Source organism: Aquabacterium sp. TM01 (assembly GCF_057808345.1).
In genome coordinates, this window is record NZ_AP046529.1 from 2,730,822 (window position 1) to 2,755,566 (window position 24,745).

Consider the following 24,745-nt stretch of genomic DNA (forward strand, 5'->3'; position numbering starts at 1 on the left):
CGGCCCTCCCCGGCCTCAAGCGCGCACGCGCGCACCCACGGCCGCGCCCACCGCCGCCAACACCGCCTGCATGGCTGCGTCAACGCGTTCGTCGGTCAGGGTCTGCTCGTCGTCACGCAACTCCACGCGCACGGCCAGACTGCGTTCGTTCTCGGCCATGCCGGCGACCAGGGTCTTGGGCTTGTAGATGTCGAACAGGCGAGCGCCACGCACCAGGCCATCGGTCGCTGCCTGCGTGATCGCGCCGATCACGGCATCGTGCGCCGTGGTGTCGCTCACCACCAGGGCCAGGTCACGGAAGACCGATTGCATGCGCGGCACCGGCTGGAACGCGGGCACGACGCGCTGGCTCAGCACACTGGCATCCAACTCGAACAACACCGGCGCCAAAGGCAGGTCGTAGGCCTGACGCCACTTCGGGTGCAACTCGCCCACAAAACCAACAGGCTGCCCAGCCACCAGCACCTGGGCACAACGGCCCGGGTGGAAGGCGGGATGCTCGGCCGCCACAAAGGTGGCCTGACGTGGTGCCAGCAGTGCCTCGACATCGCCCTTCACATCGAAGAAATCGACGTTTCGGGCAGCGGCGCCCCACTGCAGGGCATCGGCGGGGCCATAGGCCAAACCGCTCACGCGCACCGGCTGGTCAAAGCCGGCCACGGTCAGGTTGCTGTCCACCACCGCGGCGTCGCGCTTGAACACGCGGCCCACTTCGAACAGGCGCACGCGCTCAGCCTTGCGCGACAGGTTGGTCTTGAGCACCTCGACCAGGCTGCCGATCAGCGTCGAGCGCATCACGGACAGCGGGCTGGCAATCGGGTTGAGCACGCGGATGGGTTGGGTGTTGCCGGCAAAGTCGGCTTCCCAGCGCTCTTCCACGAAGCTGAAGGTGATCACTTCCTGATAGCCGCGCGCGGCCACCTCATGACGGACCGTGTGCAGGCTGCGACGCGCTTCCGGCAGCACCAAGGGGGTCACGGGGGCCAGAGGCGCACGCTTGGGCAGCTTGTCAAAGCCGATCACGCGCACCACTTCCTCGATCAGGTCTTCCTCGATCTGCAGGTCGAAGCGCCAGCTCGGCGGCGTCACAACGAGGTCGGTGTCCTCACCGCGCGCGACCGTGCTGTAAGGCAGACCCAGGCGATGGAGCACGGTCTGGCACTCGGCCAGCGTGACCGGCATGCCGATCACACGCTGGGCGCGCGACAGGCGCAAGGTCACCGGCTTGCGCTCGGCTTCCTTGAGAACCTGGTCATCCACGGCACCGGCCTGACCACCGCAGATGTCGAGGATCAGTTGGGTGATGCGCTCCAGATACTGAACGGTGGGCGCGGGGTCCACACCCCGCTCGAAGCGGTGCGAGGCGTCGGTCGAGAAGTTGTAGCGGCGTGCACGCCCGGCAATCGCCTTGGGCCACCAGAAAGCGGCCTCCAGGTAGACGTTGCGGGTGTCATCGCCCACGGCGGTCTCGTCCCCGCCCATGATGCCGGCCAGCGACTCGACCTGCGCACCCGCGGCGATCACGCCGACCTGCTTGTCCAGCGTCACGGTGTTGCCGTTGAGCAGCTTGAGCGTTTCACCCGGCTGCGCCCAGCGCACCTGCAGCTCGCCCTGGATCTTGTCCAGGTCGAACACGTGCGAGGGCTGGCCCAGCTCGAACATCACGTAGTTGGAAATGTCGACCAAGGCCGACACCGGGCGCTGACCACAGCGCGCCAAACGCTCGACTATCCAGTCCGGCGTCTTCGCTTGGGGGTTGACACCTTGGATGACACGACCGGCAAATCGGCCGCACAGCTCGGGTGCCTGCACTGTCACCTTCAACGCCGCGTCGACGCCTGGCTGGACCGGCTCGATCGACGGCAAGTTCAGCGGTGCACCGGTCAAGGCCGAGACCTCGCGGGCGATACCGGCCACGCTCAGGCAATGTGCCAGATTGGGGGTGAGCTTGAGGGTGAACAGGGTGTCGTCGAGCTTGAGGTGCTCGCGGATGTTCACGCCAATGGGCGCGTCTTCGGCCAGGATGTGCAGGCCGTTGGACTCTTCCGAGATGCCCAGTTCGCGGGCCGAACACAGCATGCCCTGGCTCTCGACCCCACGCAGCTTGCCCAGCTTGATCTTGAAGACCTTGCCGTCCGCGCCCGGCGGCAGTTCGGCGCCCACCGTGGCACAAGGGATCTTGATGCCGGGGCGCACATTGGGGGCGCCGCAAACGATCTGCAGCACCTCGCCCGTGCCGGCGTCCACCTTGCACACGTTCAGCCGGTCGGCATCCGGGTGCTTGGCCACCTCCAGCACTTGCGCCACCACCACGCCGGTGAAGGCCGGGGCCACGGGTTGCAACTCTTCCACTTCCAGACCGGCCATGGTCAGCAGGTCAGCCAGTTGCTGGGTGCTCAGGTCGGGGTTGCAGAAACTGCGCAGCCAGGACTCGGGGAATTGCATGTCAGGGATCCTTGGGTATCTGTGTTCAGTGAACCGTGCGAGGGTGAGGAAGGGGCGCGAAGAGCGGGCTCAGGCCTGCTCGAAATCAGCGTCCAGCACCACACGGTAGCGAGCCTTGCCGGCGCGCAAGTGATCGAGCGCGTCGTTGAGGCGGCTCATCGGAAAGTGTTCGGTTTGCGGCTTGATGCCATGGCGGGCAGCGAACTCCAGCATGGTGTCGATGTCCTGGCGCGAGCCCGTGGGCGAACCCGACACGCTACGCTGGCCACCGATCAGCGGGCCGGCCTCGACCTCCATAGGCTGAGGCAGCACCCCGACCAGATGCAGTCGGCCATTGGGCGCCAGTGTGCTCATCAAGGCCTTCCAGTTGAGCATCACGTTCACCGTGACCAACACCATGTCGAGCCGTCCGCGCAGGGCCTTCATGGCCGTGGCATCCACACTGGAGACCACATGATGGGCGCCCATCTGCAGGGCTTCCTCACGCTTGGAGTCACTGGACGTGAAGGCCGTGACCTCACACCCCCAGGCGCGCGCAAACTGCAAGGCCAGATGGCCCAGACCGCCAATGCCCACCACACCCACGCGGTGCGTCGGCTTGATGTCGAAGTTCAGAAACGGCGAAAACACCGTCACACCCCCGCACAGCAACGGGCCGGCATCCGTCGGGTCGAGCCCCGTGGGAATCGGGGCGACCCACAGCCAGTGCGCACGTACGCGCTCGGCAAAGCCACCGTGGTGACCGATGATGGTGGGCACGCCGGCGCGGCACATCTGCGGCTGACCGCTCAGACAGGGCGCACAGGCCATGCAACTGCCGCTCATCCAGCCCAGGCCCACGCGCTGCCCCAGCTTCAGACCACGCGCCTGAGGGCCCAGAGCCACCACAGAGCCGATGACCTCATGACCGCCCACGACGGGATACGCCGCCGGCCCCCACTCGCCGTCGATCACCGACAGGTCGGAGTGGCACAGACCGCAATGCTCGACACGGATCTCCACCTCTTCGGCGCCCAGAGGACACGGGTCGTAAGAGAACGGCACCACAGGCTGGTTCAGGGCCTGTGCGGCCCAAGCGCGGATCGGTGTGGCGGTGCTCATGGCGTGTCCTTCACTGAAACTGTTGCAGGAAGCGCAGATCGCCTTCGAAGAACAGGCGCAGGTCGTTGACGCCATAGCGCAGCATGGTCAAACGGTCTGGGCCCAGGCCGAAAGCGAAGCCGATGTAGTGTTCGGGGTCCAATCCGTAGTTGCGCACCACGTTCGGGTGCACCTGCCCTGCCCCGCCCACTTCCAGCCAGCGACCCTTCAGCGGGCCCGAGGCGAAAGCAATGTCCACCTCGGCCGACGGCTCGGTGAACGGGAAGAAGGACGGACGGAAACGGATGTCCAGCTCGTCGGTTTCGAAGAAGGTGCTGAAAAAGTCGCCCAGCATGGCCTTCAGGTCGGTGAAGCTGACGTTCTCGCCAATCCACAGGCCTTCGCACTGGTGGAACATGGGCGAGTGCGTGGCGTCGCTGTCCACACGGTAGGTGCGGCCCGGCGCGATCACGCGCAGATCGGGCATGCGCTCGCCTTTAGCCATCGTTTCGGCGTGGCGCTGGACGTGTTGCACGGCATAACGCACCTGCATCGGGCTGGTGTGCGTGCGCAGCAGGTGGCCGCCTTCCACGTAGAAGGTGTCGTGCATCGAACGCGCGGGGTGGTCTTCCGGCGTGTTGAGCGCCGTGAAGTTGAACCAGTCGGTCTCGATCTCGGGGCCATCGGCCACGGCAAAGCCCATCGAGCCGAAGATGCCTTCGATGCGCTCGATGCTCAAGGAAACCGGGTGCAGACCGCCTTCGCCACGACGGCGACCCGGCAGGGTCACGTCCAGGCTTTCGGCGCGCAATTGCTGCGCCAGTTCGGCGTCGGCCAGGGCCTGACGGCGCTCGGTGAGCGCAGCCTCGACCCGCTGCTTGGCCTGGTTGATCGCGGCGCCACGGGTCTTCTTCTCTTCGGGAGTGAGTGCCCCCATGCCCTTGAGCAGCTCGGTCACGCTGCCAGACTTGCCCAGGAAGCGCGCCTTGGCGTTCTCCAGGTCAGCCGGGGTCGTGGCGGCAGTGAAAGCCTCTTGGGCGGACAGAACCAGTGCGTCGAGATCGTTCATTGTCTTGTGTCGAAAAAAAAGGCCAACACACGGTTGGCCTTTGAATCACCCGCCTGCCCGCTCAGGTTGCCCTGAACAGATGCAGCCGGGCGCAGCATCTTGCTGATTGCTTGAAGATCAAGCAGCCAGTTGAGCCTTGGCCTTTTCAACGATGCTGGCAAAAGCTGCCGGGTCGTTGACGGCCATGTCGGCCAGCACCTTGCGGTCGATCTCGATCGACGCCTTCTTGATGCCAGCGATGAACTTGCTGTAGGTCAGGCCCAAAGCACGGCTACCGGCGTTGATACGTGCGATCCACAGACGGCGGAACTCACGCTTCTTGGCACGGCGGTCGCGGTAGGCATACTGCCCAGCCTTCATGACAGCCTGTTTGGCGATGCGGAACACGTTCTTGCGGCGACCACGGAAACCCTTGGCCAGGGCGAGAACTTTTTTATGACGAGCGCGGGCTGTTACACCACGTTTGACGCGAGGCATGGATTAACTCCTTCAGCGATGAATCAGGACAAAAAGATCAGAGACCGGCCATGGGCAACATCTGAGCGATGGAACCCATGTTGGTTTCGTGCACGCTGACGGCGCCGCGGAGCTGGCGCTTGTTCTTCGTGGTCTTCTTGGTCAGGATGTGGCGCTTGAAGGCTTGACCGCGCTTGACGGTACCACCCGGGCGAACGCGAAAACGCTTCTTCGCACTGCTCTTGGTCTTCATTTTGGGCATGTTCTGCTCCTTTTAAGTTGTTCCTGCCAGGCGCCACGAAATACCACTTCCGTGTCTTGATGGCCTGCAGGCACTTTGAGCCAATGGTGGTGGCGACCAAACCGCCACCTTGGCAAATCACACGGCCAAAGCCGGGTGATTATTTCTTCTTCTTTGGACCGAGCACCATGATCATCTGGCGCCCTTCCAGTTTGGGCATGTTCTCGACCACCGACACATCGGTCAGGTCGTCGCGCACACGCTCCAGCAAACGCATCCCGATTTCCTGGTGCGTGATTTCACGACCACGGAAGCGCAGGGTGACTTTGCCCTTGTCGCCTTCTTCCAGGAAGCGGCGCAGATTGCGCAGCTTGATCTGGTAGTCGCCTTCATCCGTACCGGGGCGGAACTTGACTTCCTTGACCTCAATGACCTTTTGCTTCAGCTTGGCATCGTGAGCCTTCTTCTGCTCCTGGTACTTGAACTTGCCGTAGTCCATCAAACGACAGACCGGCGGTTCAGCCGTGGCAGAGATTTCCACCAGATCCACGTCAAGCTCAGCGGCCATCCGCAGGGCTTCCTGGACACTGACGATACCGAGGGGCTCGTTTTCCACGCCCGTCAGACGGACCTCGGGAGCCATGATTTCACGATTGAGCCGATGCTTGCGCTCATCATTGCGCGTACGGCGGTCAAAGAAGTTAGCGATGTTGAATTCCTTTGGGCCACAGGCTCTGGACGCCTGCACCGGTTAACCTTGATCACGCACCCAGGCAAACCCGGCAAGTCTGCGCTTCATCCACATGGACAAAGCGCACTCCCGCCTCAGGCCTTGCTGGCGATGTCTTGTGAGATCTTCTGGGAGAAGTCATCGAGTGACATCACACCGAGGTTCTGGTTACCCCGGGCGCGCACGGCGATGGTACCGTCAGCCTTCTCCTTGTCACCGACAACGATGAAGTACGGCACCTTCTGCATTGAGTGCTCGCGGATTTTATACGTGATCTTCTCGTTGCGCAAATCCAACTGAACGCGCAAGCCCTGCTTCTGCAGCGTTTTGGCAATCTCTTGCGCGTAATCAGCCTGTGCATCGGTGATGTTGAGCACCACCACCTGCTCGGGCGCCAACCACACGGGCAAGGCCCCGGCGTGCTGCTCGATCAGGATGCCGATGAAGCGCTCCAGCGAGCCGAGGATGGCGCGGTGCAGCATGACCGGGTGCTTGCGCTCGCTGGTGTCGGCCACGTACTCGGCATTGAGGCGCTGCGGCATCGAGAAGTCGACCTGGATGGTGCCGCACTGCCAGTGGCGGCCCAGCGCATCCTTCAGGGTGTACTCGATCTTGGGGCCGTAGAAAGCCCCATCACCCACCGCGATGGTGAACTCGCTGCCCGTGGCGCGCAGGCTCTCCATCAGCGCCTGCTCGGCCTTGTCCCAGACCTCGTCCGAGCCAATGCGGGCTTCAGGGCGCGTGGCAACCTTGTAGATGATGTCGGTGAAGCCAAAGTCCTTGTAGACGTTTTGCAGCAAGGCTGTGAAGTCCACGCACTCGGACAGGATCTGGTCTTCGGTGCAGAAGACGTGACCGTCGTCCTGCGTGAAGCCGCGCACGCGCATGATGCCGTGCAGGCCACCCGAAGGCTCGTTGCGGTGGCACTGACCAAACTCACCGTAGCGCACCGGCAGGTCGCGGTAGCTCTTGATGCCCTGATTGAAGATCAGGATGTGACCCGGGCAGTTCATCGGCTTGAGCGCGTAGTCGCGCTTTTCCGACTCGGTGGTGAACATGTGATCGCGGTACTTGTCCCAGTGACCGGTCTTCTCCCACAGGGTCTTGTCGATGATCTGCGGGCCCTTGACCTCCTGGTAATCGTTGTCACGGTAGATCTGGCGCATGTACTGCTCAACGGCCTGCCACACGGTCCAGCCCTTGGGGTGCCAGAAGACGACGCCGGGTGCATGGTCGTCGATGTGGAACAGGTCCAGTTCGCGGCCCAGCTTGCGGTGGTCGCGCTTTTCGGCCTCTTCCAGGCGGTGCAGGTACTGGGCGAGGTCTTCCTTGGTCGTCCAGGCGGTGCCGTAGACGCGCTGCAACTGCTCGTTGCGGTGGTCGCCACGCCAGTAGGCGCCGGCCACCTTCATCAGCTTGAAGTGCTTGAGCTTGCCGGTGCTGGGCACGTGGGGGCCACGGCACAGGTCGGTGAAGGCGCCTTCGCTGTAGAGCGACACGTCCTGATCGGCCGGGATGCTTTCGATGATCTCGGCCTTGTAATGCTCGCCCAAGCCCTTGAAGTAGCTCACGGCTTCGTCACGGGGCAGCACTTTGCGCTCGACCCTCTCGTCCTTCTTGGCGAGTTCGGCCATCTTCTTTTCGATGGCCTGCAGGTCTTCGGGCGTGAAGGGGCGCTTGTAGGCGAAGTCGTAATAGAAGCCATCCTCGATGGTGGGGCCGATGGTGACCTGCGCGTCGGGGAACAGCTCCTTGACGGCATAGGCCAGCAAGTGGGCGGTAGAGTGACGGATCACGTCCAGACCGTCTGCGTCTTTCTCGGTGACGATGGCCAGGGACTCGTCGGCCTCGATGCGGTAGCTGGTGTCCACCAGTCGGGCAGCCTCGCCACGGCCCACACGGCCGGCCAGCGCAGCCTTGGCCAGACCGGCGCCGATCGATGCCGCCACTTCGGCCACAGTCACGGGACCGGGGAACTCACGCTTGGAGCCGTCAGGCAATTGGATGGAAATCATGGGTAAACCTTGTGTATCTGGAGCGCGCCCGACGCATCGTGGCGAAGGACAAGAAAAAAGCGCGGTGGACGCCGCGCTTTCTGAATGACAACAGGAAGACGAAAGCAGCGGCCAGCCGACTAGACCTCGGTCGAGGTGAAGGGGGTGGTCGAAGTTCGCGGTGTCATAACCGGATCTGCCTTTCTACGCTTCTTACCTGTTGCATGGGGCGCACTCAAACCTGGCGCCAATCTGCGTATTGTAGCGGCGCGCACGCACCTGTGCCTTGCCCCGATGCCGGGGGCGCCCGCACGGATGTATGCTGGTGAAACCCGAGCCTCGCTCCGGTGACGCCGGGCCCCTCACGCCACTTCGAAAGATTGGATGAACACTCGCCCCACCTCGCTGCCGAAACGCCCCCACCCTCCGGCCTGCATGCTGCTGATGTGCGCCTGGCTGCCCTGGGCCGCATTCGCACAAGCCACCGAGGCCCCGCCGAACAGCAGCAGCCCTGCCAGCACCCTGAGCACCGCTGCGCCCGCCCCGGAACCAGCGCAGGACGAGTCGGCCATGGGCCGAGCGCGCAGCGGCGTACGTTCGTCGGTGGAGTGGCTGGCCAGTGGCATCGACAGCTGGTTTGGCGACATCCCTTTCTCGAACGGCGGCAAGGTCACCCATGGCGAGCTGGGGCTGTCGCTGTACAAGCGGGAGGACGATTCAGCCAGCGTGGGCCTGCGCTTCAAGGCGCGCTTTCGCCTGCCCAATCTGGAGTCGTACCAGTACCTGTTCGTCGGCAACGACGACCGGCGTGAAATCGTCACCGACCAGCCAGACACCTTCACGCGACAACAACAACTGCTACGCAACGACAACCGCGACAACGCGTTCTTTGCCGGGATTGGCGCCACCCTGCGCGACAACCTGGACGTGCGACTGGGGTTCCGCGGAGGACTCAAGCCCTATGGCCAGGTGCGCTACCGTCACTTCTGGGACTTGAGTGCGAAAGACCGCATCGAGTTTCGCGAGACCTTGTTCTACAGCGTGGCGGACCAGCTGGGCTCCACCACCGCCGTGACGTACGAGCATGCCCTGACACCCAGCCTGACAGCGCGCTGGCTCAATGCCATCACTGCAACCTCCAAGAGCAAGGATGCCGGCTGGTCCAGCAGTGCGGGCGTGTTCAAAGCCTTTGAGGGTCAACGCCAACTGTCGCTGGAGGCCTTGCTCAATGGGGTGATCGGGCAACCGGTCGGCGTGCAGGACTATGGCCTGCAGATGAAGTGGTCCCAACCCATCCATCAAGACTTCGTGATCGGCGAGGTCATCGTGGGGCATTTCTGGCCACGCAGCGACCCGGCCCTGCCGCGCGATCGCGCGTGGGCCATCGGCACGGGCGTGAGATTGAAGTTCTGACCCACGTTCGACAGCCCCAACGCAAAGAGCCACCCCGAAGGGTGGCTCTTTTCATTCCATCTGGCTTGAAGCTCGCTTGTGGCGAGCCTCAGCGCACAGATCAGTGGAACTGTTCTTCTTCGGTCGAGCCGGTCAGGGCCTTGACGGAAGACGAGCCACCTTGGATCACGGTGGTCACGTCGTCGAAGTAGCCAGCGCCCACTTCTTGTTGGTGCGACACGAAGGTGTAACCCTTTTCGCGAGCTTCGAACTCGGGCTGTTGCACCATTTCGGTGTAGTGCTTCATGCCTTCGCCGCGAGCGTAAGCGTGGGCGAACTGGAACGTGTTGTACCAGTTGATGTGGATACCAGCCAGGGTGATGAACTGGTACTTGTAGCCCAGGCCCGACAGCTCTTCCTGGAAGGAAGCGATCTGCGAGTCGTTGAGGTTCTTCTTCCAGTTGAAGGAAGGCGAGCAGTTGTACGACAGCAGCTTGCCAGGGCAGGCGGCGTGCACGGCTTGAGCGAATTCGCGGGCGAAGCCGATATCAGGCACGCCAGTTTCACACCACACCAGGTCAGCGTACGGAGCGTAAGCAACGCCACGGCTGATGGCTTGCTCCAGGCCGTTCTTGACGCGGTAGAAGCCTTCTTGGGTGCGCTCGCCAGTGACGAACGGCTTGTCGTTGTCGTCGCAGTCAGACGTCAGCAGGTTGGCAGCTTCAGCGTCGGTACGAGCCAGAACGATGGTGGGCACGCCCATCACGTCGGCAGCGAAACGAGCAGCGATCAGCTTCTCAACGGCTTCACGGGTAGGAACCAGCACCTTGCCGCCCATGTGACCGCACTTCTTGACAGCGGCCAGCTGGTCTTCGAAGTGAACGCCAGCAGCGCCCGAAGCGATCATGTTCTTCATCAGTTCGAAAGCGTTCAGAACGCCACCGAAACCGGCTTCAGCGTCAGCGACGATGGGCAGGAAGTAGTCGACGAAGCCTTCGTCACCGGGGTTGATGCCACGGCCCCACTGAATTTCGTCAGCGCGCTTGAAGGTGTTGTTGATGCGGCGAACCATGGTGGGCACCGAGTCGTACGCATACAGCGACTGGTCGGGGTACATGGTTTCGGAGGTGTTGCCGTCAGCGGCAACTTGCCAGCCCGACAGGTACACAGCTTCCAGACCAGCCTTGGCCTGTTGCATGGCTTGACCGGCGGTGATGGCGCCGAAAGCGTTCACGTAGCCCTTCTTGGCACCGCCGTTGACCTTTTCCCACAGCTTTTCAGCGCCGTTCTTGGCCAGGGTGTACTCAGGCTGCAGGCTGCCGCGCAGACGGACAACGTCAGCAGCGGAGTAGCCGCGCTTGACAAGCTTCCAGCGGGGGTTTTCGGCCCAGTCTTTTTCCAAGGCAGCGATTTGCTGTTCACGGGTGAGTTTCGTCATGACGAGATCTCCGGGGGAGTGTTGGTGATACGGTGCGAGAAGTTGCCAGTCTAACGCGGTTTGCGGGTCTTGGCAAAGACTTATGTCTTATATAAGACATAACTTTTCATGAGGCGGTTGGCATGAGGTGGCCCGGTGACGTGGATTGGCAACATCCACCCATTTGAGGGGGGGCGTCGCCCGCGTCATCACGAAAAAAAAACCGCTCGTTGGCACCGGAGCGGTTTTTGGTCAGGCTTCTCAGCGCAGCCTTGCCTCAGTGGGACTTGGCGAACGCGGCCAGGCCGGTGGTCACTTCGGCCTTGGCCGCATCAATGCCGGCCCAGCCCGTGACCTTGACCCACTTGCCGGGCTCCAGGTCCTTGTAATGCTCGAAGAAGTGCTTGATCTGCTGAATCAGCAGCTCAGGCAGGTCTTCCAGCTTCTGGATGTTCTTGTACATCGGGCAGATCTTTTCGGTCGGCACGGCGACGAGCTTGGCGTCACCACCGGCCTCGTCTTCCATCTGCAGGATGCCGAGCGGACGGCAGGACACGACCACGCCAGGCTGCAAGGCGAAAGGCGTCACGACCAGCACGTCAACGGGGTCACCGTCGGCGGCAATGGTCTGGGGTACGTAGCCGTAGTTGCAGGGGTAGTGCATGGCCGTGCCCATGAAACGGTCGACAAAGACCGCCCCCGTCTCGTGATCGATTTCGTACTTGATCGGATCAGCGTTGGCGGGGATTTCGATGATGACGTTGAAGACATCGGGCGCCTTGGCACCGGCGGGGACATTGAGCAGGCTCATGATGGTTCGATCACAAGGTTGAGGAGGTGAAAGATGCGCAAGTGTAGGCGATGCGACACAGCGACTTTTACAGACCGATACGTCTATTTTGCTGCGGCGCACAAAAAACACTTGCAATCATCCGCGGTCTGCCTATACTTGAGTCATGTTGCAACGCAGCAAAGCCGAAGTCAGGCAGCCGCAGGATGCAATCTACCTTTCAGAAATCACTCATTGGAGATCTCGACATGCTGACCGCTGAACAATTGCTCGCCGCCCAAAAAGCCAACCTCGCCACCCTGTTCGACCTGGGCCAAAAGGCCTTCGAAGGCGTCGAAAAGATGATGGAACTGAACCTGCAAGTCGCCAAGACTTCGCTGGAAGAAGTTTCCGAGCACGCCAAGGCTGTGTTGACTGTCAAGGACGCCCAAGAACTGCTGGCCCTGCAAGCTTCGCTGCTGCAGCCCGCTGCCGAAAAGGCTGCCGCTTATGGCCGTCACCTGTACGACATCGCTTCGGGCACCAGCGCCGAAGTGAGCAAGCTGGCTGAGTCGCAACTGGCTGAAGCCCAAAGCAAGTTCGCCTCCGTGGTGGACAACGCTGTGAAGAACGCCCCCGCTGGCACCGAAAACGCTGTGGTGCTGGTCAAGTCGGCTGTCGCCGCTGCCAACAACGCTTTCGAGTCCGTGCAAAAGGCAGCCAAGCAAGCTGCTGACGTCGCCGAAGCCAACTTCCAAGCCATCAGCAGCTCCGCTGTGAAGGCCACCCAGGCTGCCACCAGCAAGGCTCGCAAGTCGGCCTGATCGAACTCGCAGTGCGACGTCCTGACGCCCCCCTTCGGTGGTTGGGAAGCTTGAACGGAACTTTGTCGCACTGCTGCAATCCGATGGGTGACCGTTTTGGACGAACGGTCCTCCTGAAAGGTTGTCTCCTCGGTACCTCATGAAAACTTTCTAAGGTACCTTTCAAGCCCGATGGTTCGCCATCGGGCTTTTTTCATGATGTGGCCATGATCCCCTGGCTGGAACCCGATGACCCACTCCCTGATACCGCACAGGCATTGGGGCCGCACTCCGACGCCCCCGGCCTGCTGGCTGCGGGACGGGATCTGAGCCCCCAACGGCTGACCGAGGCCTACCGGCGAGGGATCTTTCCCTGGTTCAGTGCCGGGCAGCCGGTGCTGTGGTGGACGACGGACCCGCGCATGGTGCTGCCAGTGGCCGACTTCAAGCTGTCTCGGTCGCTGCGCAAGACCATCCAGGCGTTTCGCCGCACGCCAGGCTGCGAAGTGCGCATTGACCACGCCTTTGAGCGCGTGACGCAAGCGTGCGCCAGCACCCCCCGAGTTGGACAGGATGGCACCTGGATCGTGCCGGACATGCGCAAGGTGTATGCCCATTGGCATGCCCAGGGCGCCGTGCACTCCTTTGAGACCTGGATGGACGGCGAGCTGGTCGGCGGACTCTATGGCGTGAGCATCGGGCACATGTTTTATGGCGAGTCCATGTTCGCGCATCGCACCGATGCCTCCAAGATTGCCCTGGCGGCGCTGGTGTGCTTCTGCCGCGCCTACGGGATCGAGGTGATCGACTGTCAGCAGGAGACAGCGCATTTGGCCTCGCTGGGGGCCCGTCCCTGGCCACGCGCGCGCTTTGAAGCCCATTTGCGTGCGGTGGTGGACCTGCCGTTGGCGGCGCCTTGGACCTATGATGAGGCCCTCTGGTCTTACCTGGATGCCCCGCCAGCGGGCCCCGCACTGTGAGCCAACTTCAAGAACTTCCTCTGGCCTCCCTGCAGTTTTACGCGACGGTACCCTACCCTTGCAGCTATCTGGACGGGCGGCAGGCGCGTTCACAGGTGGCCACGCCCAGTCAGTTGATCCATGCCGATGTGTACTCGGAACTGGTGCTCAACGGTTTTCGGCGCAGTGGCTTGTTCACCTATCGACCGCATTGCGATGGCTGCCAGGCCTGTCTGCCCTTGCGCATTCCGGTGGCTCAGTTTGTGCCGACCCGAAGCCAGAAGCGGGCGTGGAAAGCGCACGCCTCCCTGCAGGTTCGCGTGCTGCCGCTGAGCTTCCTGCCCGAACACTATGACCTCTACCTGCGCTATCAGCAGCACCGGCACGCGGGCGGCGGGATGGACCTGGACTCGATCGATCAGTACAGCCAGTTTCTGCTGCAAAGCAAGGTGAACTCACGTCTGATTGAGTTCCGGGAGCCTGGGCATGGCGAAGGCTCCCTGGGCGCCCTGAAGATGGTGTCGGTGGTGGACATTCTCAGTGACGGGCTGTCGGCGGTGTACACCTTTTACGAGCCCGATGACCACGCCAGCTACGGCACCTTCAATGTGCTGTGGCAGGTCCACCAGACCCGGGAGTTGGGTCTGACCCACCTGTACCTGGGTTACTGGATCGCGGAAAGCCCCAAGATGGCCTACAAAGCCCATTTCACCCCCCATGAGATCTTGCGAGAAGGGGTGTGGCAGAGCCCAAACGACGTTCAGGGCGTCAGGTAAACCTGCCCATTGACGCTGACCGACAAGCGGCCTTTGCCCGGCTCCACCGGCAGCGCGGCATCGGCAGCCTCCATGGTCTTGGCACGTGCGGCCATCATGTAAGGACGCGGCTCAAAGCCCGGCTCCGTCGAGGACACGGAGACTTCACCCAGGGTATAGCCCTTGAAGCCAAACGCCGAGGCCATGGCACCGGCCCGGGAGCGGAAGCGCTGGATGGCGTCGTTGGTCAACGCGGCCTCGTGACGCTCGCGCAGGCCTCGCGACAGGCCGTACTGCATGTTGACGATGTTGAGTTGGGTGAGCTTGCCGGCGGTCTGGGAGATGCGGGTGGTGTCGGTGCCTTCGAGCATCAGTTGCGCCGTCCCCTGCCAGCCGCTGATGCGCCCGGCATTGGTGTAGCGGGGTTGCACGGAGAACAAGCCCGTACGAACCTCGATGCCGGGCTGCCCTTGGGCGGCCTTGCGCGCCTCGGTCAAGGCCGCCTCCATGACCTGTTTGAGGGAGGCCTGCACCTCGGACGCCTGGCTACCTTCACGGGTGGCCTGCAAGGTGACCACCAGCAAATCCTGTGTGACCTCTTCGGTGGCGCTGACACTGAAAGACAGCGCATTCTGACGAGGCGCCTCGGCATGGGTCGTGCCCGCCGCCAAGGCCAGCACAGACAGGCTCAGACTGCGCCGCAAACGACGTGAAATGGTGGGCATGTGCATGATAACTTCCCTTTCTGTTCGGAGTTGGGCTGTACTGGATTGAACGCGCGAACCGCAACCTGGGCTGACCGCCGACACCGAGGGGTTGACGGGCCTGACACAGAGCCGCAAGATTTGTAACAGGTGGTCAGCGGTCCGACTTTCCGAGTTCGAAACTGCGCACAATCCGCCTCTGTTACAAATCCCGAGGAATGCAGATGTCGTCTCCCGCCCCCAACCAGCGTCCCGATCGCGTGCTCGTGGTCGATGATGATGCCCGCATTCGCGACCTGCTGCGCCGTTATCTGAGTCAGGAAGGTTTCGAGGTGCTGTTGGCCGAAGATGCCAAGGCTCTCAACCGCCTGCTGACACGGGAAACCGTTGACCTGATCGTGCTGGACCTGATGCTGCCCGGTGAAGACGGTCTGTCGATCTGCCGTCGCTTGCGCGCCGCCAACGACGTCACCCCCATCATCATGCTGACAGCCAAGGTAGAGGATGTGGACCGCATCGTGGGTCTGGAAGTGGGCGCCGATGACTACCTGCCCAAGCCTTTCAACCCGCGTGAGCTGCTGGCGCGCATCCATGCCGTGCTGCGCCGCCGCCCGGCGCAAGAGGCCCCCGGTGCGCCCGCCAAGGATGCCCAGAGCGTCAACTTCGGGCCGTTCGAGTTTGACCTGACGCTGCGCCGCCTGAGCAAGGATGGCGAGCCCATTGCCTTGACCACCGGCGAATTTTCGATGCTCAAGGCCTTGGTGCGCCATCCGCGCCAGCCGCTGTCGCGCGACAAGCTGGCACAGCTGGCGCGTGGTCGCGAGTTCGAGCCCTTCGACCGCAGCCTGGATGTGCAGATTTCGCGGCTGCGCAAGATGATCGAGCCCGATCCGGCACAGCCCCGCTACATCCAGACCGTCTGGGGCGTGGGCTATGTGTTCGTGCCGGACGGCGGATCCTGATCGATGCCGGAAAACCGCCTGGCACTCAGCCTGTTCTGGCGCACCTTCATCCTGCTGGGGCTTTTGCTCACGGTGGGGATAGTGGCGTGGGTGCAGACGTTCCGGGCGCTGGAGTTCGAGCCCCGCGCGGTGCAGTCTGCGCAGCAGGTCGCCAGCCTGGTGAACCTGTCGCGTGCGGGCTTGCGTTATGCCGACAGCATCAACCGGGTGACGCTGATCAAGACCTTGTTTGTCGAGGAATCGATCACGCTGAAGCCCAGCGAGCCCACCGACACCTACTTGCCGTTCGAGCAGAACCGCTTCACGCGCACGATTGCCGCCGAGTTGCGCTCCCGCCTGGGTGAGAACACGGTGGTGGCCAGCAGTGTCAATGGGGTGCCGGGGCTGTGGGTGCGCTTTCCGATCGAGAGCGACCTGTACTGGCTGCAGACCGACAGCCGGAGACTGGGCACTCTGACCGGTCGAACCTGGTTTGTCTGGGTGGGCATCGCGCTGATTGCCACCCTGCTGGGCTCGATCGTGATTGCGCGGCTGATCAACAAGCCGCTCAAGGAGCTGTCGTTTGCCGCCAGCCGAATTCGCGAAGGGGAATACGATTCCCGCCTGGACGAGTCGATGATCACGCGGGAAATTCGCGAGGTGAACCAGGGTTTCAACCGCATGGCGCGGGAGCTGGCCAAGGTGGAGGAAGACCGGGCCGTGATGCTGGCCGGCATCTCGCACGACCTGCGCACGCCGCTGGCGCGCATGCGGCTGGAAACCGAGATGAGCGTGGCGGACGAGGAAGCGCGGCGCAACATGGTGGCCGACATCGAGCAGCTCGACGCCATCATCGACAAGTTCATGGACTACGCCCGCCCGGGTGAGGTGGAGCTGGTGCCGGTGCACGTGGCCACGGTGGTGGACAAGGCGATCAGCCAGTTCCGCGACACCCAGCGCATCCGCATCACCAGCAAGCTGCCGATTGACACGCGGGTGATGGCCGACGAGACCGAGCTGGGCCGGGTGCTGACCAATTTGTTCGAGAACGCGCGGCGCTACGGGCGCAACACCTACACCGGGGTGACCAACGTCGAGGTGACCTACGCGCGCGTGGGCTCGTGGGTGGTGTTGAGTGTGCGCGATCACGGCCCGGGCGTGGCCACCGAGAAGCTGGCCGAGTTGACCACGCCGTTTTTCCGCGGCGATGCGGCCCGGACGGCGGCCACCGGGGCGGGCCTGGGCTTGGCCATTGTGGAAAAAGCCCTGCAGCGCATGGGTGGCGACTTCGAATTGGCCAACGCCGCAGGCGGCGGCCTGGTGGCCCACATCAAGCTGAAGCGCGCGCCTTGATCGGGACGGGTTCACGATCCGGCGAGAGGGCTGGACGCCTCAAGCCCGGTACAGCAAACAGACAGCGCGGGCCTCGATGGCACGCCCCTCCCCCACAGGCCCCATTTTCTCGGCGGTCTTGGCTTTGACGTTGACCTGGTCTTCGCTCACGCCCAAAGCCTGAGCGATGCGCGAGCGCATCAGCGGGATGTGAGGCGCCATTTTGGGCGCTTGCGCCACGATGGTGGTGTCAAGGTTGCCAATGTCCCAACCGGTGGCCCGCACACGTCGTGCGGCCTCTTGCAACAGCACCACCGAATCGGCTCCTTTGAACTGTGCATCGGTGTCGGGAAAGTGGCGTCCGATGTCGCCCAGGGCGGCGGCGCCCAGCAAGGCGTCTGTGATGGCGTGCAGCAAGGCGTCGGCGTCGGAGTGGCCGAGGAGTCCGTGGGTGTGGGGGATGGTCACCCCTCCGAGGATGAGGGGGCGATCAAGCACCAGAGCATGGGTGTCCCAGCCCTCCCCCACGCGCAAGGCAGGCAATGTCATGTGGGTCTCGCAAGGCAAGAGTGAGCAAGTGAAGGATTGTCGCCCGAAAGCGCGTTCCGGCGGATCGAGACTCCTTGCGGGCCTGATGCACCACATTGGTTCGGTTGCGGGTCATTCGAGCGCCGACGCACCAAGGGTGCTCGATGCAGCGCCAGATCGGTGCAGGCGTCGCGTGTCCGAGATGCCAAATGTGGGCGCGCTTTTTGCTTCACATTGGTGCGCCTTGAACCGAGATGCGGCGCACGGTTCAAAACAGTGCGATCAGGCCGTTCGATTGCGGAAGTTGGAAAACATGGATTCATTCAAACAGGGGGCAGACACCCTCTTCATCATGCTGGGCGCCGTCATGGTGCTGGCCATGCACGCGGGCTTTGCCTTTCTGGAGCTGGGGACCGTGCGCGGCAAGAACCAGGTGAATGCCGTGGTGAAGATCCTCGTGGACTTTTGTGTCTCGACGATCGCGTACTTTTTCGTGGGCTACACGGTGGCCTATGGCGTGGACTTTTATGTGGATGCGCACACGCTGGCCGAGGCCAATGGCTATGCGTTGATGAAGTTCTTCTTCCTGCTGACGTTTGCCGCGGCCATTCCCGCGATCATCTCTGGCGGGATTGCCGAGCGGGCGCGCTTCAACCCGCAGTTGATTGCCACGGCGGTGATCGTGGGGGTGCTGTACCCGTTGTGTGAAGGCGCGATCTGGGGTGACCGCTTCGGCTTCGAGGTGTGGCTGAAGGCCGTCACGGGCGGGAACATGCACGACTTTGCCGGCTCGGTGGTGGTGCACGCATTTGGCGGCTGGATCGCGCTGCCGGCGGTGTTGATTCTGGGTGCGCGTCGCAACCGCTATCGCAAGGATGGCGCGATGTCGGCGCATCCGCCCTCCAGCATCCCGTTTCTGGCGCTGGGGTCGTGGATTCTGGCGGTGGGCTGGTTTGGCTTCAATGTGATGAGTGCGCAGACCATCGACAAGATTTCGGGCCTGGTGGCGGTGAACTCGCTGATGGCCTTGGTGGGCGGCACGCTGGTGGCGCTGATGATGGGCAAGAACGACCCGGGCTTCGCCTACAACGGCCCGCTGGCTGGCCTGGTGGCCGTGTGTGCGGGCTCGGACATCATGCACCCGGCCGGTGCACTGGTCGTCGGCGCCATCGCTGGCGCGATCTTTGTGCTGATGTTCACCCTGGTGCAGAACAAGTGGAAGATCGACGATGTGCTGGGGGTGTGGCCCCTGCATGGCCTGTGTGGCGCCTGGGGTGGCATTGCCGCTGGCATCTTCGGCCAGCCGTTTTTGGGCGGTGCCGGGGGCGTGCACTTTGGCACGCAATTGCTGGGCACCCTGTGTGTGGTGCTGTTTGCCTTGTCCAGCGGTTTTGTGGTCTATGGCGTGCTGAACCGCTGGATGGGCCTGCGCCTTTCGCAAGAAGAGGAATTCGACGGTGCCGACCTGTCGGTGCACCGCATCAAGGCCAGTCCCGAGCAGGAAGTGTCCTGGTGATCAGGGCCGGGTGGACAAGAGCCGCTCGGCCAGGGCGAAATCACCCGGCCAGGTGACCTTGAAGTTATCGTAGGCACCCGGCACCAGTCGGGGCTGATGCCCCAGCATCTCAATGGCGCTGGCTTCGTCGGTGATGGCTGCGGCCGTGTCCGGGTCGGCCAGAGCGGCGGTCAAGGCGGGCTGCAACAGGCCGAGGCGGAACATCTGCGGGGTCTGGGCGGCCCACTTGCCGGCACGGTCCACCGTATGCTGGGCGCGGGGCTCGCCACTGGGGCCGCTCACCGCCGCTTTGAGGGTGTCGGCCAGAGGCAAGGCGAGCAAACCACCCACTTCGTCGTTTCCGCAGGCGTCGAGGAGGCGCTGCACCCAGTCGGGCTGGATGAGGCAGCGTGCGGCGTCGTGCACCAGCACCCAGTCATGTGGTTGAGCGCCACGGGACAGCAGTTCTTGCAGACCGTTGGCCACGCTTTCGGCGCGTGAGGCGCCACCCACTCGCGCCACCCAGGCCCGATCGCCCTTAAAGGCAGGCACGTGCGACTCGAACTGGGTGTCGTCGGGCGACAGCACCACCAAGGTGGCCTCAAGGCGCGGCACCGCCGCCAGCGCGACCAGGGTGTGCGCCACAACCGCTTGCCCGGCCACCGGGTGATATTGCTTGGGGCCGCCGACACCGGCGCGTTCCCCCACGCCGGCGCAGGGCACGAGGGCAAATGCCCGGGGTTTGAACTCGTGTGAAGCAATCGTGAGAGACATGGGGAGATTGTCCCCCACCTAGAATGTGTGTTTTGAATTCAACACGCCCGGCCACCTCGGTGAACGGGCGCTTTGTCATTTCTGAACGCCATGTTGCCTGCCCTGCCCCTGCCTTCGATCGCCCCCGGCAAACGCTACACCGTGCCCCGCCCGGCCGGCTCCGGGGATGCGCTGCTGCTGGCGCACTTTGCCCAGTCGCGCAAGGCGCTGGGGCAGTTGACCGCCATCCTCACCGCCGACCCGGCGGATGCACAGCGCTTGATGGACGAGATGGCCTTCTTTGTGCCGGCGTTGCGCTGCGCGATCTTTCCGGACTGGGAAACGCTGCCTTACGACACGTTCTCGCCGCACCAGGATTTGATCTCTGAGCGCCTGGCGACGCTGTGGCGCATGCAGCAGGGCGTGAAGGCCGAGACCGGCGTGGACGTGGTGCTGCTGCCGGCCACGACGGCGCTGACGCGTCTGGCGCCGCCCTCTTTCCTGGCGGCCTACACCTTCCACTTCAAGCAGAAACAGAAGCTGGATGAAGCGGCGCTGAAGTCGCAGCTGACCCTGGCGGGCTACAACCATGTGAGCCAGGTGGTCTCGCCAGGCGAGTACGCGGTGCGCGGTGGCCTGATCGACCTGTACCCGATGGGCTCGCCGGTGCCTTACCGCGTGGACCTGTTTGGCGATGAGGTGGATTCGATCCGCACCTTTGATCCGGACTCGCAGCGCAGCCTGTACCCGGTGCCCGAGGTGCGCTTGCTGCCCGGTCGCGAGTTTCCGATGGACGACGCGGCGCGCGCGGCCTTCCGCGACCGCTGGCGCGAGCGTCTGGAGGGCGACCCGACCAAGAGCCGCATCTACAAGGACATGGGCACAGGCGTGGCCACCGGTGGCATCGAGTACTACCTGCCTCTGTTCTTTGACGAGACCTCGACGCTGTTCCAGCATTTGGGTGAGCAGGCAGCTGTGGTGCTGCATGGTGAGATCACCGAGGCACTGGAACGCTTCTGGAACGAAACGCGCGAGCGTCATCGCTTCCTGCAGCACGATCCGGAGCGGCCGCTGCTGCCGCCCGAAGACATCTACCTGAAGGTGGAGGAGTTCTTCAATCAGGCCAATGCCCATGCGCAACTGGCGGTGCGTGGCAAGGAGCCCACCGAGTGGGCTCGCCCGCTGCCCGACCTGAGTGTGGAGCGTGGCGGCCAAGACCCGCTGCGCAAGCTGGAACAGCACGTTGAGCAGACCGACCGCGCCGGGCAACGGGTGCTGGTGGTGGCGGAAAGCGCCGGCCGCCGCGAGAACCTGATGGAGCTGCTGCGCGATCACCGCATTGACCTGCCGAGCGTGGACACGCTGGAGGCGTTTGTGCGGGGCGATCACCGACATGCGATCACGGCTGCGCCGCTGGCGGGCGGCTTCATCTGGCATGACGGTAACGCGGCGAGCGCGGGCATCCAGTTCGTGACCGAGACCGAGCTGTTCGATGCCACGCCGGCCACCCGCCGACGCCGCAAGGCCGAGCAGGTCACGGATGTCGACTCGCTCATCAAGGACCTGAGCGAGCTGAATGTGGGTGACCCGGTGGTGCACAGCAACCACGGCATCGGGCGCTACCAGGGCTTGATCAACCTGGACCTGGGTGATGGGCCGTCGGAGTTCCTGCACCTGGAGTACGCCGACAAAGCCACGCTGTACGTGCCGGTGTCGCAGCTGCACCTGATCAGCCGCTACACCGGCGTGAGCCCGGAAGAAGCGCCGTTGCACAAGCTAGGCTCGCCCCAGTGGGACAAGGCCAAGCGCAAGGCGGCCGAACAGGTGCGGGACACCGCGGCCGAACTGTTGAACCTGTACGCCCGCCGTGCCGCGCGCGAGGGCTTTGCCTTCCGCTTCTCAGCGCAGGACTATGAGGCCTTTGCGACCAGCTTCGGCTTTGAGGAGACCGCTGACCAGCGTGCTGCCATCCACGCGGTGATCCAGGACATGATCAGCCCGCGCCCGATGGACCGCCTGGTCTGTGGCGATGTGGGCTTCGGCAAGACCGAGGTGGCCTTGAGGGCGGCCTTTGTGGCCGTGACCGGTGGCAAGCAGGTGGTGCTGCTGGCCCCCACCACGCTGCTGGCCGAGCAGCATTACCAAAACATCTCAGACCGCTTTGCGCAGTGGCCCGTGAAGGTGGCAGAAATGTCGCGCTTTCGCTCAGCCAAAGAAATCAAAGCCGCCATGCAAGGGCTGGAAGACGGCACGGTGGACATTGTCGTGGGCACGCACAAGCTGCTGAGCGACACGGTGAAGTTCAAGCGTCTGGGTCTGCTCATCATCGATGAGGAACACCGCTTTGGCGTGCGCCACAAAGAGGCGATGAAAGCCATGCGCGCTGAAATTGATGTGCTGACGCTGACGGCCACCCCGATCCCGCGAACGCTGGGCATGGCGATGGAAGGCCTGCGAGACCTGAGCGTGATCGCCACAGCACCGCAACGTCGTCTGGCCATCAAGACCTTTGTGCGCAGCGAGAGCAGTGGGGTGATCCGCGAGGCCATCTTGCGCGAACTCAAGCGCGGCGGTCAGGTCTACTTCCTGCACAACGAGGTGGAGACCATCGAGAACCGGCGTGACAAACTGGCCGAGCTGGTGCCCGAGGCCCGCATTGGCATTGCCCACGGGCAGATGCCCGAGCGCGAGCTGGAGCGGGTGATGCGCGACTTTGTGGCGCAGCGCCACAACGTGCTGCTGTGCTCGACCATCATCGAGACCGGCATTGACGTGCCGAGCGCCAACACCATCATCATGGCGCGCGCCGACAAGTTCGGCTTGGCGCAATTGCACCAGTTGCGCGGCCGTGTCGGGCGTTCGCACCACCAGGCTTATGCCTACCTGCTGGTGCCCGATGTGGAGGGGCTGACCAAGCAGGCGGCGCAGCGTCTGGACGCCATCCAGAACATGGAAGAGCTGGGCTCGGGCTTCTATCTGGCCATGCACGACCTGGAGATTCGCGGCGCTGGCGAGGTGCTGGGCGACAACCAGAGCGGCAACATGATGGAAGTGGGCTTCCAGCTCTACAACGAGATGCTGAGCGAGGCGGTGCGCTCGCTGAAGGCGGGCAAGGAGCCCGATCTGCTGTCGCCGCTGGGCATGTTCGGCAGCAACACCGATGTGAACCTGCACGCCCCCGCCCTGCTGCCCGACGCCTATTGCGGTGACGTGCACGTGCGCCTGAGCCTGTACAAGCGCCTGGCCACCGCCGATTCGCTCGACAAGATCGACGGAATGCTGGAAGAGATCGTGGACCGCTTTGGCAAGCTGCCACCGCAGGCGCAGGCGCTGTTCGACACGCACAAGCTGCGCGTGCAGTCCAAGCCCTACGGCGTGGTCAAGATCGATGCCGCACCGGGCATCATCAACATCACCTTCCGTCCCAACCCGCCTGTGGAACCACTGCGCATCATCGAGCTGGTGCAGAAGAACAAGCAGATCAAGCTGGCTGGCAACGACAAGCTGCGCATCGAAAAGGCGCTGTCGGACCCGAAGGACCGAGCCCAGTATGTGCGGGATTTGTTGCGGCAGCTGGGGCAGCCGCTCAAGACCTGAGGGGAGTTCCTGCGCTCAGATGAGGGGGCGACAGGACGCGCGGCGCCACTACACTGGGCCGTTTCTGCCAACCGCGCGAAGAGCCCGCCATGTCCAACTCTCCTCATGTCTTTGGTCGTCCACCGGTTGCACGCCAGCCGGCTCAATCCACCGACATTGAGCGCCAGATCGCTCTCACGCTCTACCAACAAGGGCAGTTTGCGAAGGCAGAAGCGTCCAGCAAGGTCCTCACGACCCGCTACCCTCAGGATGGCTTCGGCTGGAAGCTGCTGGGCGCGACCCTCAAACAGCAAGGTCGTGCGCAAGAGGCGCTCACGGCCATGCAGATGGCGGCCAAGCTGTCGCCCATGGACTGGGAAGCATTCAACAACCTGGGCAGCACCCATCGCTCGCTGAACAATCTGGCCTTCGCAGAAGCCTGCTATCAACATGCGCTGCAGGTGAAGCCAGATTCGCTGGAAGCCTTGGACAATCTGGCCGATGTGCTGCGACTGCAAGGCAAGGTCAAAGAGGCGATCGCCGTGTACCAGCGTCGCTTGACCCTGACCCCCAACGATGGTCATGCCCAGCACTTGATTGCCATGTTGACCGGGCAACAAACCTCTCAGGCACCGGCGGATTACGTCAGCCGCACCTTTGACGTGTATGCCGACGAGTTCGATCGGCACCTGACCGGCACCTTGTCCTACGACGTGCCCGCACAACTCGCAAAGTTGATACAAACGTGTGCCGGCGTCGAGAAAACCGATTGGACAGCCCTCGACCTCGGTTGTGGCACGGGTTTGGTGGGGGCCGCGCTGGCGCCCATGGTGGCGCAGCTGGTGGGGGTCGATCTGTCTGCCCGCATGCTGGCACACGCTCAGGCAAGGCAGGTGTACCAACGCCTGGTCCAGGCCGATCTGGTTCAGATGATGCAAGCCGAAGCGGCTGGCAGCTTCGACCTGGTGGTCGCTGCCGATGTGTTCATCTACATCGGCCAACTGGACGAAACCATCAAAGAGGTGAAGCGCCTGCTGCGCCCACAAGGGCTGCTGGCGTTCTCCATCGAGAATCTGGACACCGAAGATGCATCGGCCGCCGCCCCAGACTTCCGCTTGAACTCAACAGGCCGCTACAGCCAATCGCGGGCCTACATGGACAAGTTGGCGCAACAGCATGGTTTCCATGTGCGTGAAGCCCATCAAACCGCCTTGCGGGTCGAGAACGGCCAACCCGTCCACGGCACCCTGGTGATCTGGCAGGTGTGACATCCCCTGGCGACGCCCCGGGAAGCACCTCTTGCCAG

General features: G+C 63.3%; 21 protein-coding genes. 9 read left to right on the forward strand and 12 right to left on the reverse strand.

Annotated elements, in window-relative coordinates; all coding sequences use genetic code 11:
- Positions 1 to 15: 15 nt before the first annotated feature.
- The 7 genes from pheT to thrS all read right to left on the reverse strand — a co-directional run bounded on the left by pheT (position 16) and on the right by thrS (position 8,036).
- Complete coding sequence (gene pheT / locus AC3WW4_RS12490) at positions 16 to 2,445, reverse strand: phenylalanine--tRNA ligase subunit beta (RefSeq protein WP_488828820.1); 2,430 nt, start codon at positions 2,443 to 2,445, stop codon at positions 16 to 18.
- 69 nt (positions 2,446 to 2,514) lie between these two features.
- Positions 2,515 to 3,546 carry an NADPH-dependent aldehyde reductase Ahr gene (gene ahr / locus AC3WW4_RS12495; RefSeq protein ID WP_488828821.1) on the reverse strand — a complete coding sequence of 344 codons (1,032 nt, stop codon included), beginning with the start codon at positions 3,544 to 3,546 and terminating at the stop codon, positions 2,515 to 2,517.
- Positions 3,547 to 3,556: 10 nt separating this feature from the next.
- A complete protein-coding gene (locus AC3WW4_RS12500) occupies positions 3,557 to 4,594 on the reverse strand; it encodes a phenylalanine--tRNA ligase subunit alpha (RefSeq protein WP_488828822.1) in 1,038 nt (345 codons plus the stop codon).
- A 117-nt stretch (positions 4,595 to 4,711) separates the two neighbouring features.
- Positions 4,712 to 5,071, reverse strand: coding sequence for a 50S ribosomal protein L20 (rplT, locus tag AC3WW4_RS12505; RefSeq protein ID WP_035034889.1), 360 nt, complete (start codon positions 5,069 to 5,071; stop codon positions 4,712 to 4,714).
- A gap of 37 nt (positions 5,072 to 5,108) precedes the next feature.
- Positions 5,109 to 5,312 carry a 50S ribosomal protein L35 gene (gene rpmI, locus AC3WW4_RS12510; protein WP_300153127.1) on the reverse strand — a complete coding sequence of 68 codons (204 nt, stop codon included), beginning with the start codon at positions 5,310 to 5,312 and terminating at the stop codon, positions 5,109 to 5,111.
- Between the two features lie 139 nt (positions 5,313 to 5,451).
- Entirely contained in the window at positions 5,452 to 6,000 is a 549-nt protein-coding gene (gene infC, locus AC3WW4_RS12515) for a translation initiation factor IF-3 (protein WP_306566694.1), read from the reverse strand.
- Positions 6,001 to 6,116: 116 nt separating this feature from the next.
- Positions 6,117 to 8,036 carry a threonine--tRNA ligase gene (gene thrS / locus AC3WW4_RS12520; protein WP_488828823.1) on the reverse strand — a complete coding sequence of 640 codons (1,920 nt, stop codon included), beginning with the start codon at positions 8,034 to 8,036 and terminating at the stop codon, positions 6,117 to 6,119.
- A gap of 363 nt (positions 8,037 to 8,399) precedes the next feature.
- Here thrS and AC3WW4_RS12525 point away from each other — a divergent pair, with 363 nt between their 5' ends.
- On the forward strand, positions 8,400 to 9,428 hold the full coding sequence (locus tag AC3WW4_RS12525) for a hypothetical protein (RefSeq protein WP_488828824.1): 1,029 nt from the start codon (positions 8,400 to 8,402) through the stop codon (positions 9,426 to 9,428).
- A gap of 100 nt (positions 9,429 to 9,528) precedes the next feature.
- On the opposite strand, the gene aceA is transcribed toward AC3WW4_RS12525, so the two are convergent.
- Positions 9,529 to 10,845 carry an isocitrate lyase gene (gene aceA, locus AC3WW4_RS12530; protein WP_306567418.1) on the reverse strand — a complete coding sequence of 439 codons (1,317 nt, stop codon included), beginning with the start codon at positions 10,843 to 10,845 and terminating at the stop codon, positions 9,529 to 9,531.
- A gap of 256 nt (positions 10,846 to 11,101) precedes the next feature.
- Positions 11,102 to 11,635, reverse strand: a complete 534-nt coding sequence (gene ppa / locus AC3WW4_RS12535) for an inorganic diphosphatase (RefSeq protein ID WP_488828825.1) — start codon at positions 11,633 to 11,635, stop codon at positions 11,102 to 11,104.
- 227 nt (positions 11,636 to 11,862) lie between these two features.
- Between ppa and AC3WW4_RS12540 the strand changes: the two genes are divergently transcribed.
- The 3 genes from AC3WW4_RS12540 to AC3WW4_RS12550 all read left to right on the forward strand — a co-directional run bounded on the left by AC3WW4_RS12540 (position 11,863) and on the right by AC3WW4_RS12550 (position 14,131).
- Positions 11,863 to 12,417: a phasin family protein gene (locus AC3WW4_RS12540; RefSeq protein WP_488828826.1), complete on the forward strand. Its 555-nt coding sequence runs from the start codon at positions 11,863 to 11,865 to the stop codon at positions 12,415 to 12,417.
- A gap of 206 nt (positions 12,418 to 12,623) precedes the next feature.
- Complete coding sequence (gene aat, locus AC3WW4_RS12545; protein ID WP_488828827.1) at positions 12,624 to 13,376, forward strand: leucyl/phenylalanyl-tRNA--protein transferase; 753 nt, start codon at positions 12,624 to 12,626, stop codon at positions 13,374 to 13,376.
- Positions 13,373 to 14,131, forward strand: a complete 759-nt coding sequence (locus AC3WW4_RS12550; protein ID WP_488828828.1) for an arginyltransferase — start codon at positions 13,373 to 13,375, stop codon at positions 14,129 to 14,131. Before aat ends, AC3WW4_RS12550 begins: the two co-directional genes overlap by 4 nt.
- Here the strand turns inward: AC3WW4_RS12550 and AC3WW4_RS12555 are convergent.
- Complete coding sequence (locus tag AC3WW4_RS12555) at positions 14,116 to 14,841, reverse strand: SIMPL domain-containing protein (RefSeq protein ID WP_488828829.1); 726 nt, start codon at positions 14,839 to 14,841, stop codon at positions 14,116 to 14,118. The two genes, AC3WW4_RS12550 and AC3WW4_RS12555, sit on opposite strands and share 16 nt — an antisense overlap.
- Positions 14,842 to 15,038: 197 nt before the next feature.
- On the opposite strand from AC3WW4_RS12555, the gene ompR reads away from it, so the two are divergent.
- Positions 15,039 to 15,776: an osmolarity response regulator transcription factor OmpR gene (ompR, locus tag AC3WW4_RS12560; RefSeq protein ID WP_320365018.1), complete on the forward strand. Its 738-nt coding sequence runs from the start codon at positions 15,039 to 15,041 to the stop codon at positions 15,774 to 15,776.
- A gap of 3 nt (positions 15,777 to 15,779) precedes the next feature.
- Positions 15,780 to 17,108 carry a sensor histidine kinase gene (locus AC3WW4_RS12565; RefSeq protein ID WP_488828830.1) on the forward strand — a complete coding sequence of 443 codons (1,329 nt, stop codon included), beginning with the start codon at positions 15,780 to 15,782 and terminating at the stop codon, positions 17,106 to 17,108.
- Positions 17,109 to 17,147: 39 nt separating this feature from the next.
- On the opposite strand, the gene ispF is transcribed toward AC3WW4_RS12565, so the two are convergent.
- Complete coding sequence (gene ispF, locus AC3WW4_RS12570; RefSeq protein ID WP_488828831.1) at positions 17,148 to 17,636, reverse strand: 2-C-methyl-D-erythritol 2,4-cyclodiphosphate synthase; 489 nt, start codon at positions 17,634 to 17,636, stop codon at positions 17,148 to 17,150.
- Positions 17,637 to 17,928: 292 nt separating this feature from the next.
- Here ispF and AC3WW4_RS12575 point away from each other — a divergent pair, with 292 nt between their 5' ends.
- Positions 17,929 to 19,131, forward strand: coding sequence for an ammonium transporter (locus AC3WW4_RS12575; protein ID WP_488828832.1), 1,203 nt, complete (start codon positions 17,929 to 17,931; stop codon positions 19,129 to 19,131).
- Here the strand turns inward: AC3WW4_RS12575 and ispD are convergent, their stop codons facing one another.
- Positions 19,132 to 19,884, reverse strand: coding sequence for a 2-C-methyl-D-erythritol 4-phosphate cytidylyltransferase (ispD, locus tag AC3WW4_RS12580; RefSeq protein ID WP_488828833.1), 753 nt, complete (start codon positions 19,882 to 19,884; stop codon positions 19,132 to 19,134).
- Positions 19,885 to 19,974: 90 nt separating this feature from the next.
- On the opposite strand from ispD, the gene mfd reads away from it, so the two are divergent.
- Both mfd and AC3WW4_RS12590 read left to right on the forward strand, forming a co-directional pair.
- Complete coding sequence (gene mfd / locus AC3WW4_RS12585) at positions 19,975 to 23,460, forward strand: transcription-repair coupling factor (protein WP_488828834.1); 3,486 nt, start codon at positions 19,975 to 19,977, stop codon at positions 23,458 to 23,460.
- An 89-nt stretch (positions 23,461 to 23,549) separates the two neighbouring features.
- Positions 23,550 to 24,707, forward strand: coding sequence for a class I SAM-dependent DNA methyltransferase (locus tag AC3WW4_RS12590; protein WP_488828835.1), 1,158 nt, complete (start codon positions 23,550 to 23,552; stop codon positions 24,705 to 24,707).
- The last annotated feature ends 38 nt before the right edge of the window (positions 24,708 to 24,745 follow it).

What these genes read in the sequence shown, in the direction of transcription:
- pheT (WP_488828820.1), bottom strand. Translation starts at nt 2,445, where the DNA reads ATGCAATTCCCCGAGTCCTGGCTGCGCAGTTTCTGCAACCCCGACCTG.
- ahr (WP_488828821.1), bottom strand. Translation starts at nt 3,546, where the DNA reads ATGAGCACCGCCACACCGATCCGCGCTTGGGCCGCACAGGCCCTGAAC.
- AC3WW4_RS12500 (WP_488828822.1), bottom strand. Translation starts at nt 4,594, where the DNA reads ATGAACGATCTCGACGCACTGGTTCTGTCCGCCCAAGAGGCTTTCACT.
- rplT (WP_035034889.1), bottom strand. Translation starts at nt 5,071, where the DNA reads ATGCCTCGCGTCAAACGTGGTGTAACAGCCCGCGCTCGTCATAAAAAA.
- rpmI (WP_300153127.1), bottom strand. Translation starts at nt 5,312, where the DNA reads ATGCCCAAAATGAAGACCAAGAGCAGTGCGAAGAAGCGTTTTCGCGTT.
- thrS (WP_488828823.1), bottom strand. Translation starts at nt 8,036, where the DNA reads ATGATTTCCATCCAATTGCCTGACGGCTCCAAGCGTGAGTTCCCCGGT.
- AC3WW4_RS12525 (WP_488828824.1), top strand. Translation starts at nt 8,400, where the DNA reads ATGAACACTCGCCCCACCTCGCTGCCGAAACGCCCCCACCCTCCGGCC.
- aceA (WP_306567418.1), bottom strand. Translation starts at nt 10,845, where the DNA reads ATGACGAAACTCACCCGTGAACAGCAAATCGCTGCCTTGGAAAAAGAC.
- ppa (WP_488828825.1), bottom strand. Translation starts at nt 11,635, where the DNA reads ATGAGCCTGCTCAATGTCCCCGCCGGTGCCAAGGCGCCCGATGTCTTC.
- AC3WW4_RS12540 (WP_488828826.1), top strand. Translation starts at nt 11,863, where the DNA reads ATGCTGACCGCTGAACAATTGCTCGCCGCCCAAAAAGCCAACCTCGCC.
- aat (WP_488828827.1), top strand. Translation starts at nt 12,624, where the DNA reads ATGATCCCCTGGCTGGAACCCGATGACCCACTCCCTGATACCGCACAG.
- AC3WW4_RS12555 (WP_488828829.1), bottom strand. Translation starts at nt 14,841, where the DNA reads ATGCACATGCCCACCATTTCACGTCGTTTGCGGCGCAGTCTGAGCCTG.
- ompR (WP_320365018.1), top strand. Translation starts at nt 15,039, where the DNA reads ATGTCGTCTCCCGCCCCCAACCAGCGTCCCGATCGCGTGCTCGTGGTC.
- AC3WW4_RS12565 (WP_488828830.1), top strand. Translation starts at nt 15,780, where the DNA reads ATGCCGGAAAACCGCCTGGCACTCAGCCTGTTCTGGCGCACCTTCATC.
- ispF (WP_488828831.1), bottom strand. Translation starts at nt 17,636, where the DNA reads ATGACATTGCCTGCCTTGCGCGTGGGGGAGGGCTGGGACACCCATGCT.
- AC3WW4_RS12575 (WP_488828832.1), top strand. Translation starts at nt 17,929, where the DNA reads ATGGATTCATTCAAACAGGGGGCAGACACCCTCTTCATCATGCTGGGC.
- ispD (WP_488828833.1), bottom strand. Translation starts at nt 19,884, where the DNA reads ATGTCTCTCACGATTGCTTCACACGAGTTCAAACCCCGGGCATTTGCC.
- mfd (WP_488828834.1), top strand. Translation starts at nt 19,975, where the DNA reads ATGTTGCCTGCCCTGCCCCTGCCTTCGATCGCCCCCGGCAAACGCTAC.
- AC3WW4_RS12590 (WP_488828835.1), top strand. Translation starts at nt 23,550, where the DNA reads ATGTCCAACTCTCCTCATGTCTTTGGTCGTCCACCGGTTGCACGCCAG.